Annotated in this window: 13 protein-coding genes; 3 read left to right on the top strand and 10 right to left on the bottom strand. The window is 41.7% G+C overall.

Annotation, left to right across the window (positions count from 1 at the left end):
• Positions 1-151: 151 nt before the first annotated feature.
• The 9 genes from leuB to ilvD all read right to left on the bottom strand — a co-directional run bounded on the left by leuB (position 152) and on the right by ilvD (position 11370).
• Positions 152-1213: a 3-isopropylmalate dehydrogenase gene (leuB, locus tag ACEW8O_RS02445; protein ID WP_373493035.1), complete on the bottom strand. Its 1062-nt coding sequence runs from the start codon at positions 1211-1213 to the stop codon at positions 152-154.
• Positions 1182-2792: an alpha-isopropylmalate synthase regulatory domain-containing protein gene (locus ACEW8O_RS02440; protein WP_373493034.1), complete on the bottom strand. Its 1611-nt coding sequence runs from the start codon at positions 2790-2792 to the stop codon at positions 1182-1184. Before ACEW8O_RS02440 ends, leuB begins: the two co-directional genes overlap by 32 nt.
• A gap of 93 nt (positions 2793-2885) precedes the next feature.
• A complete protein-coding gene (gene leuD, locus ACEW8O_RS02435; protein WP_373493033.1) occupies positions 2886-3479 on the bottom strand; it encodes a 3-isopropylmalate dehydratase small subunit in 594 nt (197 codons plus the stop codon).
• A gap of 18 nt (positions 3480-3497) precedes the next feature.
• Positions 3498-4898, bottom strand: coding sequence for a 3-isopropylmalate dehydratase large subunit (gene leuC / locus ACEW8O_RS02430; RefSeq protein ID WP_373493032.1), 1401 nt, complete (start codon positions 4896-4898; stop codon positions 3498-3500).
• A gap of 1 nt (position 4899) precedes the next feature.
• Positions 4900-6411, bottom strand: coding sequence for a 2-isopropylmalate synthase (locus ACEW8O_RS02425; protein ID WP_373493031.1), 1512 nt, complete (start codon positions 6409-6411; stop codon positions 4900-4902).
• A 3-nt stretch (positions 6412-6414) separates the two neighbouring features.
• A complete protein-coding gene (ilvC, locus tag ACEW8O_RS02420) occupies positions 6415-7458 on the bottom strand; it encodes a ketol-acid reductoisomerase (protein WP_373493030.1) in 1044 nt (347 codons plus the stop codon).
• Between the two features lie 12 nt (positions 7459-7470).
• Positions 7471-7980, bottom strand: coding sequence for an acetolactate synthase small subunit (ilvN, locus tag ACEW8O_RS02415; RefSeq protein WP_373493029.1), 510 nt, complete (start codon positions 7978-7980; stop codon positions 7471-7473).
• Between the two features lie 16 nt (positions 7981-7996).
• Positions 7997-9679: a biosynthetic-type acetolactate synthase large subunit gene (ilvB, locus tag ACEW8O_RS02410; protein WP_373493028.1), complete on the bottom strand. Its 1683-nt coding sequence runs from the start codon at positions 9677-9679 to the stop codon at positions 7997-7999.
• Positions 9680-9690: 11 nt separating this feature from the next.
• The gene (gene ilvD, locus ACEW8O_RS02405) at positions 9691-11370 is read right to left on the bottom strand and encodes a dihydroxy-acid dehydratase (protein ID WP_373493027.1); all 1680 of its coding nucleotides are present in this window, start codon (positions 11368-11370) and stop codon (positions 9691-9693) included.
• 770 nt (positions 11371-12140) lie between these two features.
• On the opposite strand from ilvD, the gene ispE reads away from it, so the two are divergent.
• Genes ispE through ACEW8O_RS02390 form a run of 3 tightly spaced genes read left to right on the top strand, consistent with a single transcriptional unit; the run spans position 12141 to position 13550 of the window.
• A complete protein-coding gene (gene ispE / locus ACEW8O_RS02400; protein ID WP_373493026.1) occupies positions 12141-12947 on the top strand; it encodes a 4-(cytidine 5'-diphospho)-2-C-methyl-D-erythritol kinase in 807 nt (268 codons plus the stop codon).
• 41 nt (positions 12948-12988) lie between these two features.
• Complete coding sequence (locus ACEW8O_RS02395; protein ID WP_373493025.1) at positions 12989-13231, top strand: ribbon-helix-helix domain-containing protein; 243 nt, start codon at positions 12989-12991, stop codon at positions 13229-13231.
• Positions 13218-13550 (top strand): type II toxin-antitoxin system PemK/MazF family toxin, encoded by a 333-nt coding sequence (locus ACEW8O_RS02390; protein WP_373493024.1) that lies wholly within the window; start codon positions 13218-13220, stop codon positions 13548-13550. Before ACEW8O_RS02395 ends, ACEW8O_RS02390 begins: the two co-directional genes overlap by 14 nt.
• A gap of 32 nt (positions 13551-13582) precedes the next feature.
• On the opposite strand, the gene ACEW8O_RS02385 is transcribed toward ACEW8O_RS02390, so the two are convergent.
• On the bottom strand, positions 13583-14417 hold an 835-nt coding region (locus tag ACEW8O_RS02385; protein ID WP_373493023.1), incomplete at its 5' end, for an ATP-binding protein.

The raw sequence follows: 14417 nt of genomic DNA, 5'->3' as shown, positions 1-14417 counted from the left end.
ACAGCAGGTTCAGTCCGCCGTGGAGAACTGGCACCTACGGTCGAAATGACAAGGCGAAGTCTTCTACCAATAGCAATGCATCAATTCACGGAAATGTCTTGCGTCTTGCGTCTTGTATCTCATTTCTCATTTCTCATATCTCAAACTTCCCCTACACATTCTCCGCCAACCAATCCCCCACTTCCGAAGTCTTATAGGCTTTTCCTCCCTCAGCAATATCCTCAGTCACAATTCCTGCTGCCAAGGACTTATTGACCACATTCGATATTATCTGGGCCTCTGCTTTGAGATCAAAAGCATAGTCAAACATCATGGCTGCGGATAATACTGTTGCCAATGGATTAGCGATGTCTTTTCCTGCTGCTTGTGGATAGGAACCATGGATGGGTTCAAAAAGCTTGTTCTCTGTACCCAAAGAAGCCGATGGCATCAATCCCATTGAACCGGAGATCACAGAAGCTTCATCTGTCAGGATATCCCCAAACAGATTTTCTGTAATCAATACATCATAGGCTTTGGGCCATTGGATCAAGCGCATGGCCACGGCATCTACAAATTCATATTCCACCTTCACATCAGGATATTCAGGTGCCAATTCCTGTACGGTTTCTCTCCATAATCTGGAAGTCGCCAACACATTGGCCTTGTCCACGCAGGTCAGCAATTTTCTTCTTTTTTGCGCTGCCTCAAAACCCATCCTTGCAAGACGGGTGATTTCTTCTTTTGAATAGATATTAGTATCAAAGGCTTTGGTACCTTGTTCATTTCTTCCCCTAGGTTCACCAAAGTAAATCCCTCCTGTCAGTTCCCTGAAGAACACAAAATCCACTCCCTCTACCCTTTCCAATCTCAAAGGAGACTTGTGGATCAAAGAGGGGAAAGTAAAAGTCGGCCTCACATTGGCAAACAAGCCCAATTGCTTCCTCATGGATAATAGTCCCTGTTCGGGCCTTACTTTTGCCTTTGGGTCATTGTCATATTTTGGATCACCAATGGCGCCAAATAGTACTGCATCCGCTCTCAGGCAAACCTGATGGGTGGAATCGGGATATGGATCTCCCGTCAGATCAATGGCTGTGGCACCCACAGGTGCTTCTTCAAAGGTTATTTTGTGATTGAATTTTTTGGCAACAGCATTTACTACTTTAACTGCCTGTGCTATAACTTCTGGGCCTATGCCGTCACCCGGCAACAGCGCGATATTCATTTCCATAAAAGTTCGTTTTTTCTTGTTCTGGGTTTTCTTTCGGATTTCCCGGTGTATTGATTTTAATTTGCTCGATGATATTGAGCATCTTCTCAGTAGCTTTTAACGCAGCCACGGTTTGGTCACTGTCAAGACCTTTGGTTTTAAATATTTTACCATATTCCCAAGTGATAACAGTTTCCACAAAGGCATCTGTTTTACCTCCCGGAGGAATGGTCACATGATAATTGATCAGTTTTGGCAATTCCCTGTTGATGGATTTGTAGATCTTCTTCAATGCCTTCATAAACGCATCGTACTGTCCATCTCCAGATGAACCTTCTTCATAGCTTTCGCCATTGATACTGATCTTCAATTGAACAGTTGGCTTGAGACCTTTGGAATGACTGAGGTTATAGCCTTCGATAAAGATAGTATGGGAAATGGAATTGTTTTGAAGCACATCGGAGATGATATAGGGTAAATCCTCTGTAGTTACCCTTTCCTTTTTATCCCCTAATTCTATGATTCTCTGAGTAACTTTTGTGAGTTCATCAGGTTCGAGGGAAATGCCCAATTCCTGAATATTTTTGACAATATTGGCTTTTCCAGAGGTTTTGCCCAAGGCATATTTACGCTGTCTTCCAAAACGTTCGGGCAGGAGGTCATTGAAATAAAGGTTCTTTTTATTGTCCCCATCTGCATGGATGCCGGCAGTCTGAGTGAATACATTTTCCCCAACAACAGGTTTGTTGGGCGGAATATGTTGCCCGGAAAACTGCTCTACCAATTTACTTACTCTGAAAATCCTGTTTTCTTTTATGTTCAATCTGAAATCAGTAAAGTCCTTCAAAACTGCAATCACAGATTCCAAAGGAGCATTCCCAGCTCTTTCTCCCAAACCGTTTACGGTAGTATGGATACCTGATATTCCATTGTAAATGGCCTCAAGGACATTGGCTATAGAAAGGTCATAATCATTATGTGCATGAAAATCAAAATGGGTGTCCGCATACTCGGAAGTGATCAATTTGATAAAATGGGAAACTTCCCTGGGATGCAGCAGACCCAAAGTATCCGGAAGCATGATCCTTCTCACCGGTAATTGGGTCAAATGCCCGATGAGGTCCATGGTATAATTGATGGAATTGCGCATGCCATTACTCCAATCTTCCAAATAGACATTGACACTTACCTTTTTTGATTGGGCATATTCCACGCTTTTCCTAATATCTTCAAAATGCGCCTCAGGTGTCTTTTTCAGTTGATGGGTCAGGTGATTTTCTGAACCCTTCGTCAAAAGGTTCATCACCTGAGCACCTGATTCCAAAATCCAATCTACAGAGGTCGGAGTATCCACAAAACCCAATACTTCCACTTTATCCAAATATCCTTTTTCAGAGGCCCATTGGGTAATTTTTTTCACAGCTTCCATTTCACCCTCCGAAACCCTGGCTGAAGCCACCTCAATCCTGTCCACCTTCAATTCTTCCAATAGCAATTTAGCTATCTGAAGTTTTTCGGAAGGCAGGAAAGAAACTCCCGAGGTCTGTTCGCCATCCCTCAGTGTGGTATCCATGATTTCTATTTTCCTGTTGTTACCCATTTGGATTTTAGATTGTAGATCGCAGATTTTAAATTGTAGTCCGGTAGTTATCGGGATTGGATTTAAAAATCGACAATATTTTGATTCAGAAGGTCAGTATTTATTTTCGGAGAAGGTGATGATTTCTTCTTTGATGTTGAGAAGATAATCTATGTCATCGAAGCCGTTTTTCATGTTTTCTTTTTTGTAGGAATTGATATCAAAAGACTCATGTTGACCTGTACTGATCAAAATAATGGTCTGCTTGTCAATATCAATTTCAACTTCTGTCTTTGGGTTTTCTTCAACAACTTTGAACAAGACTTCTGCAAACTCAGCGCTGATGGTTACCGGAAGAACCCCGATATTAAGGCAGTTGTTTTTGAAAATATCCGCGAAAAAGCTGGAAATTACACACCTGAACCCATAATCATAAAGCGCCCAAACGGCATGCTCTCTGCTGGATCCAGATCCAAAATTTTTACCGGCCAACAAGATTTTACCGGAATAAGTGGGGTCATTGAGCACAAAGTCTTTTTTGGGATTGCCTTCCGCATCGTATCGCCAATCACGGAAAAGGTTGTCTCCAAATCCTTCTCTTTCCGTCGCCTTTAGGAAACGTGCAGGTATAATCTGATCTGTGTCCACATTTTCAGAAGACAAAGGGATTACTGTACTTTTGAGTATATTAAATTTATCGTAAGCCATTTTCTTTTTTGATTTGGATTAAAACACATCTCTTGGATCACTGATTTCACCTGTCACTGCCACTGCCGCTACCGTAAGGGGACTGGCCAATAAAGTCCTTGCACCCGGTCCCTGTCTTCCTTCAAAGTTTCTATTTGAGGTGGAAACAGCATATTTACCGGAAGGAATTTTATCGTCATTCATAGCCAAACAAGCGGAACATCCCGGTTGTCGAAGTTCAAAACCTGCATCCTCCAAGATCTTAACAAGGCCTTCTTCATGCGCCATTTTTTCCACTTCCCTCGAACCGGGAACTATCCAAGCTGTAATGTTATCGGCTTTGTGTTTTCCCTTGACAAACTGGGCAACAGAACGGATATCTTCTATCCTGCCGTTAGTACAGCTTCCGACAAAAACAAAATCCACCTTTTTCCCTTTAATCGCCTCACCCGGTGCAAAGCCCATATATTCCAAAGACTTCAGGTAGGATGACTTATTACTTCCTTCCATTCCTTCTGTGGTAGGAATAAAACCTCTGACTTTGATCCCCATTCCCGGATTGGTACCATAGGTGATCATTGGTTCGATGTCATTTCCATCAAAATGGTACTCTTTATCAAACACGGCCCCATCATCTGTTTTCAGGGTTCTCCAATGTGCTACAGCTTTTTCCCAATCCTCACTTTTCGGCGCATATTGCTTTCCTTTCAAATAATTGAAAGTAGTTTCATCAGGAGCAATCAATCCACCTCTTGCACCCATTTCTATGCTCATGTTACAAATGGTCATTCGGGCTTCCATGCTGAGGCCGGTAATCGCAGATCCTGCATATTCGACAAAATAGCCTGTTGCTCCGGCAGCGGAAATCTTGGCAATGATGTATAGAATGATGTCTTTTGAAGTCACGCCCTTTCCCAACTCACCATCCACGGTAATTTTCATTTTCTTTGCTTTGGTCTGCATGATACACTGGGTAGCAAATACCATTTCAACCTCAGAAGTACCAATACCAAAAGCAATTGCACCAAATGCTCCGTGTGTAGAGGTATGGCTATCACCACAGACGATGGTCATTCCCGGTTGCGTCACGCCCAATTCGGGACCGATCACATGGACAATGCCATGATGTGCCGACCCAAGGTCATGCAGTTCAATATTGTGCTTCTCACAATTCTCCCTAAGTCTCTCAACTTGCATGCGGGAAAGTTTATCTTTGATGGTCTTGTCCTGATCTACAGTAGGTACATTGTGGTCAGGGGTAGCTATAGTCCTTTCAGGATACAATACACCCACACCACGTTTTTCAAGATTAAGGAATGCAACCGGACTGGTCACTTCATGGATAAAATGTTTATCAATGAAGAATACATCAGGCCCTCCAGGCACAGAACGTACCACATGCGCATCCCATATTTTATCAAATAATGTTTTCTTTTCCATTTTACTCTTGGATCACTTTGTCTTTGACAGGTATTTTATTTAAGGCATCTACATATGCCTGGGCGGAAGCCAATACGATATCGGAATTGGACGCAAACCCATAATATGGTTTTTCATCTTTCATCAAGCGCATATGTACTTTAGCAACATCATCACTTCCTGCGGTGATGGCCTGAATCAGAAATTCCTCCAATACGATATCAGGCTTCACTATTTTTTCTATGGCTTTCAGCACAGCATCCACAGGACCATTGCCTTCAGCTTTGGATTCGAATGCTTTTTCACCCACTTTCAGTTCTACAGTGGCGCTGATCCCACCATTGGACTGATAACTCACTTTGCCCAATTCGATAAAGGAGGACTCATCCAAATATTTGCCTACCAAGGCCAATAAATCTTTTGGACCAATATCCCTTTTGGAATCAGCCAAAGTCAGAAAATCTTCATAAACCTCCCGCAATGCTTCACCTTCCAACTCCACTCCTAAGGCATCCAAATGGTGTTTCAGCGCTGCCCTTCCACTTCTTGCGGTCAATACAATCGATGACTCATGAACACCGACCTCTTTTGGATCAATGATTTCATAATTCTCCCTGTGTTTCAATACACCATCCTGATGAATACCTGAAGAGTGCGCAAAAGCATTTCTCCCGACAATGGCTTTGTTTGGTTGGACAGGCATATTCATCAACTTAGAAATCAGCCTGCTCGTTCCATAAATTTTTTCTGTTTGAATATTGGTATGTACCGGAATATCGCGATGGCATTTGATAGCCATTACTACTTCCTCCAAAGAGGTATTTCCAGCTCTTTCTCCGATTCCATTGATGGTCATTTCTGCTTGTCTTGCGCCATGTTGCACTCCGGCTATGGTATTGGCAGTGGCCATGCCAAGGTCATTGTGGCAATGAGTGGATATAATGGCTTTGTCAATATTGGAAACATTTTCTTTCAAATAGCGGATAATGGCTCCATATTGCTCGGGCAGACAGTAACCTGTAGTATCGGGTATATTGACCACTGTTGCGCCGGCTTTGATGGCTGCTTCTATGATCTGGGCCAAAAAAGGCAATTCTGCCCTTCCTGCATCCTCTGCATAGAATTCAACATCCTCTACAAAACTTTTGGCATATTGAACTGCTCTAACTCCACGCTCAATAATATTATCGGGAGTTGTTCTTAATTTATATTGAATATGATAGGGTGATACCCCGATACCAGTATGAATCCTGCCTTTCTTGGCATATTTCAGTGCCTCGGCAGCTACTTGTATATCCTTCTCTACAGCTCTTGAAAGGGCGCAGATGATAGGATTAGAAACCGCCTTGGAAATTTCAACCACAGAATTGAAATCACCGGGGCTGGAAATTGGAAATCCGGCCTCGATGATATCCACTCCGAGTTCTTCCAAAGCTTTAGCCACTACTATCTTTTCCCGGGAGTTCAACTGACACCCGGGAACCTGCTCCCCATCCCGGAGAGTAGTATCAAATATCCAAAGCTTTTCACTCATCTTTTAATTGTTTTCCGGCCTCAATTTTCTGACAGTCGCACCTGCCTGCCACATTTCTGATTCTCTCAATTCCTTCAATTCAGCTTCCAATTTTACCCTGTAATCATCTTTGCTGTTGGAATCAATTGATTTTTGGGCTTCTTTACCGGTTTTGACACTGTTGTACAATTCTTCAAAAACCGGCTTGGTAGCATCTCTGAATGGCTTCCACCAATCCAAAGCACCTCTTTGCGCAGTCGTAGAACAGTTGGCATACATCCAGTCCATTCCGTTCTCAGCAACCAATGGCATCAAACTTTGGGTCAGTTCCTCTACGGTTTCATTGAACGCCTCTGAAGGTGTATGACCGTTTGCTCTCAATACTTCGTATTGGGCAGCAAAAATCCCCTGAATAGCTCCCATCAAAGTACCTCTTTCACCTGTCAAATCAGATGTAACTTCTCTGTAAAAATCCGTTTCAAACAAATAGCCTGATCCAACACCAATTCCCAAGGCAATAACCCTGTCTTTAGCTTTACCGGTTCCATCTTGGAAGATTGCATAAGAAGAGTTCAATCCTCTACCTTCCACAAACATTCTTCTCAAAGAAGTTCCGGATCCTTTGGGAGCGACCAAAATGACATCTATGTCTGCAGGAGGGATGATACCCGTTTTTTCTTTATAGGTCACTCCAAATCCATGGGAGAAATAAAGTGCTTTACCTGGAGTAAGGTGCTTTTTGACCATTGGCCATGCTGCAATCTGACCTGCATCAGAAAGTAAGAACTGTAGAATGGTACCCTTTTCACAGGCCTCTTCCAATTCAAACAAAGTCTCTCCGGGAACCCAACCATCAGCAACGGCTTTGTCCCAGGTTTTGGAGCCTTTCCTTTGGCCAACGATGACATTGAAGCCGTTGTCTTTCAGATTGAGTGCCTGACCGGGTCCTTGAACACCATAGCCCAAGACGGCGATGACCTCATCTTTTAATACTTCTCTAGCTTTCTCCAAAGGAAATTCCTCTCTGGTTACTACATTTTCTTCTACTGATCCGAATTTCAGTTTCATAAGTGTTATTTATTAGGTTTGATTATTTAAATATTCTTGAACAGAAAACTTGGGTTTGGCAATAGCCACCCTTCCCGAACGGGAAAACTCCAGCAGGTTAAAGGGTTTAAGAATTTCCAACAATGCCTGTGTATCTTCTTTGTGGCCGGTAAATTCAAGGACCACAAACTCCTTCTCGGCAGCAATGATATGTGCATTGAACTGCCTGATGACTTTTTCGAGTTTGGGATCTAGGCTATCAATCGGGATTTTATACAGTGCGATCTCCTGATAGACCACCTCATCATCCACAAAATAGTATGCCTTGATGACATCGATAATTTTCTCAATTTGGTTTACAAGTTGAATAATCTGCTCTTCTGTGACGGTTGCTTCGATGGTGATCTTATGTATTCCATCCAATCGGCTTTCAGAAGCTGTCAGGGCACTGATATTGATTCCTCTTCTGGTGAAAATAATGGTGATCCTGTTCAGGATTCCAATGAAATTTTCCGTGTAAACTAAAATGGTATAACGATTCATATATACTTTTTAGGTCTTAGCTTAATCTAACTTCCTCCACAGAACATCCTGTGGCAATCATTGGAAATACATTATCTTCTTTTTCTACGACCACTTCCAGGAAGAATGGCCCATCATGAATAAACATCTGCGCAACCGCCTCACTGAGTTCTTCTCTTTCAGTAACTTTCACGGCTTTGATATTATATGCCTCAGCTATTTTGATGAAATCAGGGTTTTCCAGTTCCGTGAAGGAGTATCTTTTGTCAAAAAACATCTGCTGCCACTGACGGACCATCCCCAGATAATTATTATTGAGCAAAACCACCTTCACCGGTGCTTTGGTCTGCATAATGGTGCCAAATTCCTGAATGGTCATCTGAATGCCTCCATCTCCAACTACACAGATCACCTGCCTGTTATAATCGTGCAATTGTGCCCCAAGTGCAGCCGGAAGAGCGAAGCCCATTGTTCCCAGACCTCCGGAGGTAATCTGCGTCCGTGTGATTTTGTAATCAAAATATCGCCAGGCTATCATCTGATGCTGACCTACATCGGTCACCAGTACGGCATCATCTTCCTTGTATTGATTGACTAATCTGATCACCTCACCCATATGCAACCCACCTTGAGTGGCATAAAGGTCCTTACCCATGACAGCTTCCCTTTCTTCGTTCTCAAATTCCCTAAACCGTTGCATCCATTCAGGATGGCGATTCGGTTTGACAGCTTCAGTCAGCATGGATAAACTTTGTTTGCAATCTCCTAGGATTGGGACTGTACACTTTACATTTTTATTGATTTCGGCAGGATCAAGTTCAAGGTGAATCACTTTGGCCTGCTTGGCGTATCTCTTTAAATCCCCGGTCACCCTATCATCAAAGCGCATTCCTATGGCAATTAAGACGTCACATTTATTGGTCAGCATATTCGGCGCATAATTGCCATGCATTCCCAACTTACCAACATAAGATGGATGACTTTCGGGCAATGATCCGGATCCTAAAAGTGTGCAGGCAGCAGGAATTCCTGTTTTATCCAAAAATGCTTTCAGCTCTTCTTCTGCTTTTCCTATGACTACTCCTTGACCAAAAAGAACAAAAGGTCGTTCTGCTTCATTAATTATAGTTGCGGCTTCCTGTATTTTTGATTTCTCAACGGTAACATAAGGCCTATAAGAACGGATTCCCAAACAGGGAACATAATTGAACTCCCCGAATTCAACTTGTGCATTTTTTGTGATATCAATCAATACCGGACCCGGTCTCCCGGACCTGGCTATGTGGAATCCTTTGGCAATGGCAGGGGCAATTTCCTCCACAGACCTAACCTGAATGTTCCATTTGGTTCCCGGCATGGAAAGACCTACCATATCTGTTTCCTGAAAAGCATCTGTTCCCAAAAGATGTGCAGCTACCTGCCCGGTAATACATACCAATGGCGTACTGTCAATCAGAGCATCAGCTAATCCTGTAATCAGATTTGTAGCTCCCGGACCGGAAGTAGCCAAAGCAACTCCAACTTTGCCGGATACCCGGGCATAACCCTGTGCCGCATGGATGGCACCCTGTTCGTGCCGCGTCAACACATGCTTCACCTGATCTGCATAATCATAAAGGGCATCATAAACGGGCATGATGGCCCCACCTGGATAACCGAAAATGTATTCAGCATTTTCAGCTATCAGAGATCTTACTACGATATCTGCTCCTCTTATCATGGTTGATGTTTTTAAAATTGATCGGTAACACATCCCTTAGAGGCGGAGGATACCAACTTGCTGTATTTTTTCAAAGTGCCCTGTAGGTCACTGAGGTCTTTATTCTTCCAAACTTTTTTCCTGGCTTCCATTTCAGCATCACTCACCTCACAGGTTAGGCTGAGGGAATCCGCATCAATGGTAATCATATCTCCATCCTTAAGAAGTCCAATGGGGCCGCCTGAGTATGCTTCAGGTGTCACGTGCCCAACTACAAACCCATGGGTTCCGCCGGAAAACCTGCCATCGGTGATCAATGCAACGTCCGAACCTAAACCGGCCCCTATAATCATGGAGGTAGGTTTGAGCATTTCCGGCATTCCGGGTCCACCTTTGGGACCTATGTATCGGATTACTATCACCTCACCTTTGTTTACCTGATTGTTTTTAATGGCTTCATTGGCTTCGAGTTCTGAATCAAATACTTTGGCAGGACCCGTAAATGATTTCCCTTCTTTTCCGGAAATCTTCGCGACAGATCCCTCAGGAGCTAAGTTACCTTTTAGAATGCACAAATGACCTGTTTCTTTTATAGGCTGCTCTATCGGGTGGATGACATTGACCATAGAAGGTACCACAGAATCGATATCAGCAAGATTTTCAGCCAGGGTTTTACCGGTAACGGTCATGCAATCTCCATGAAGCATGCCATTGTTCAAAAGGTATTTCATAAAAGCAGGAAGTCCGCCCTGCTCAAACAAGTCCTCCATCAAAAATTTGCCCGATGGCTTGAAATCACCCAATAAAGGTGTCGCATGATTGACCCTTTCAAAATCCTCCAAAGTAAAATCAACTCCTGCTGTCCTGGCTATGGCCAGGATATGCAAAACCGCGTTGGTACTGCCGCCTAAGGCGACGGCAACGGTAACCGCATTTTCAAGGCTCTTTTTGGTAACGATATCTTTTGGTTTGATGTCCCTTTCCAAAAGTATTTTCAAATATTCGGACACTTCTTTGCATTCCTGTATTTTTTCATCTGCTGTGGCGGGAGTCGAGGAGCTGTAAGGCAACGACATTCCCATGGCCTCAATGGCTGAAGACATGGTATTGGCAGTGTACATACCACCACAGGCACCTGCACCGGGACAGGCATTTTGGATGACACCCTGATAATCTTCGTCTCCCAATTCCCCTTTTACCCTTTTTCCATAGGCCTCAAAGGCAGAAATGACATTTAGCTTTTCACCTTTATAATTGCCGGAACGAATTGTGCCGCCATAGACCATGATTGACGGCCTATTGATCCTCAACATTCCCATGATGGCTCCGGGCATATTTTTGTCACAACCCGCAACAGCTATACAACCATCGAAAGAATGTCCAAGAATGAAAGATTCTATGGAATCCGCGATTATTTCCCTGGATACAAGGGAATACCTCATCCCAAGGGTGCCCATAGAAATACCATCAGAAATCCCAATGGTATTAAAAACCAAACCGGTCAGACCATAAGTAGCGGAGGCTTCCTTGATCAGACCGGCGAAGTCATTGAGGTGCATATTGCAGGGGTTGCTTTCATAGCCACAACTGGCTACCCCTACAAAAGGCTGATTCATTTGTTTGTCAGACATGCCCGTGGCATACAACATGGCTTTTCCTGCGGGATGTTCTTCATTCTGACTGATTTCCCAACTGTGTTTTTTCAAACTCATGATTACTTTAGGTCGGTTTAATAGCTACAAAAAAAAATGCCTCATCATCTGAGGCACTTACGTTTGTATGGTTGTTTGTCAAATACAGTCTAGCGCCCCATCATTTATTACAAATGAGAATAATAAAGCTGAGCGGAGTGACTATACTAAACATGTGGTTATGGTTCTTTTTTGAATTTGTTCTTACAATATTAAACCCCAATTTCCACACTTACAATATTTAGTTTCTTTTTTTAAACAGAAAAATGATTTTTAAGACAGCTTTTTACATTTTTATAAAAATTTACTTTCGATTATAAACCAATTAAAGGAATATAAATTTAAATTTTTGTGAATATTTTATTTTTTTCAAAACATTATATCAATTTTAATTATTTTCAATGTGATGTAATTTTTATTGAATTTTTTTTAATCAAAAAATTATTATGATGAAGATTCGACAACTCTTTGATTTAAACTTAATGAAATCAGAAAAGTATTCTGGGTGTTAAAAATGATGGCAGTTTACTTAATTGTTGGATGTCAGATGACCGATGACCGATGTAAAAGAAGTAGTGAGACGGAAGACCAATTAAAATGACCGATGTTTTGGGCATATGAATAAATAATTTCTTAATCCGGGGAAATCATTTTGAATATCAAGTGAGGTGGATCATATTTCATTCTCATAATTCACATGTATCATTAATTTCGAACATTAGAAGGACTTTTGACTTTAAGGATTTCATTTTTATACCCATATTTACGTTCACCATAATAATATTTTCTCAATGATCTGCTTCCCGAATGCCAAAATCAATTTAGGGTTACACATTACAGCAAAGAGAAAGGACGGATACCATGATATTGAAACCTGCATGGTACCTATTCCCCTGTTTGATGCATTGGAAATGATTGTTGACAAAAAAACCATTTTTGATGTTTCAGGTCTTCCTATTCCCGGTGATGAAAAGGATAATCTCATTCTCAAGGCTTTAAAATTATTGAGAAAGGATTTCAATGACCTTCCCAATGTGCACATCCACTTATTGAAAAACATCCCTATGGGTGCTGGATTAGGTGGGGGTTCTGCTGATGCCGCATTTGCTTTGAAACTGATGAACAAGCTTTTTGAACTTCATTTGGAGGATTGGTTTTTGGAGGAATATTCTGCGCAGCTTGGAAGTGACTGCCCTTTTTTTATTCAAAACACCCCTAAGATCGCAACGGGAAGAGGGGAAATATTGGAACCGACAGATGTCAACCTGAAAGGCGACCTTATCCTTTTGGTCAAGACTCAGATACATATAGGAACCAAAGAAGCCTATTCAGGTGTCAGCCCCAAAAAACCCAATCAATCCTTAAAGGTGATATTGGCTGACAAATCGATGTGGAAAGCGCATTTGGTCAACGATTTTGAGCTCAGTATTTTCTCCAAATGTCCGGAATTGGCTGCCATCAAATATCAGCTTTATGAAATGGGGGCATATTATGCAGCGATGTCCGGTTCAGGGTCGACTGTATTTGGTTTGTTTCAAGAAAAGCCTAAAAAAATTTCCTGGCCTGAAAATCACTTTTCATTTGAGGGGTATTTATAAATTGTAAATATGTTTTATATTTACATATCATAAAAAAGGATATGGCGACATTTACAACTTCTCTTCCCGATGAATTGCTCGCAAAACTTGCTGAACAGGCAAAGAAATTGGCGATGCCAAAAAACAAACTGATCGAACAGGCTTTAAATCTTTATTTGGAACATTTGAAGAGGTCTGCCTATGTCAAATCCTATAAAACAGCAGAAGAAGATGAGAATATTTTACTGATGGCTGAAGAAGGAATGGCGGACTATTTGAAACAAATAGAGGATGAAGCAGGGTGAAATCTGGTTTGCAGACCTCAATCCAACCAAAGGAAGTGAACAGGCAGGTCTTAGGCCCATTGTGATTCTGAGTGGCAATTTGCTCAACAAATATTTATCTGTGGTAATTTCCGCTCCACTTACTTCCAAAATCAAAAACTATCAAGGAAATCCGGTAATTAAACCCAATGATAGAAATGGATTGACCAAAAATTCAGAGTTGTTGATGTTCCATATTCAATCAATATCCAAAGAGCGATTAGTCAGGAGAATTGGTGAAATTTCCTCCAATGAATTGGCAAAAGCACTTGAGACTTTAGATGATTTGATGAGGTTGTGAAATAAATCGCATTTTTGACTTTATTCCCAATTTCAATTCCCAGCAAAATCTCTGAAGTTCCTTCTATTAACCAAAAGGTTATTGCTGTTATATTCTTTTGTAAAGGTTATTGGGAAATTTACATTCCTCTTGGGGTTCCATTTGAATTCATAGGCTGTTAATTTCCCTGCCAATTCCTCCAGATAATCTATTTCCTGCTGTTGCTTGGTTCTCCAAAAATAGCTGCGTGCCAAACTTTCTTGATAAGAGTTCTGCTTTTTCCGTTCACTGACCAAAAAATTTTCCCAAAGACCACCTTCATCTTGCCTTAATGCCAAAGGAGTAAAGTCTCTAATAATTGCATTTCGAATACCATTGTCGTAAAAATAAATTTTTCTGGCCGTCTTGATTTCTGTTCTCAAGTTTTTGCTGTAAGAAGAAAGACTGAACACCACAAAAGCTTTTTCCAGCACATCAATATAGTTAGCCACTGTTTTGGGATCGGCTCCTACTGTTTCAGCTACTTCTTTGAATTTCACCTCATGACCGATTTGGTAGGCCAATGCTTCCAAAATATCCTGAATCAACTTGGGCTTTTTCAAATTCCCATACATCAACACATCTTTGTACAGGTAACTGTTAGACAATTCAATCAACACTTTCTCTTCTTTCATTGATTGGTTGAGTACATCGGGATAAAAGCCATATATCAATCTATTCTCCAAATTTTGCTCAGACTTCAAAAACCCAACCTCCTTTTCATACTCACCCCAAGAGATGGGCCACAAGTTATAGGTCCACTTTCTTCCGGTAAGTGGTTCTTGGATTTGTTGGTTAAGTTCAAATGAAGATGAACCACTAATCAAAAGTTGTACATCCTTAAATTGA

This window comes from Aquiflexum sp. (assembly GCF_041749095.1).
Lineage (GTDB): Bacteria > Bacteroidota > Bacteroidia > Cytophagales > Cyclobacteriaceae > Aquiflexum.
This window is presented reverse-complemented; position numbering and strand designations above follow the sequence as displayed.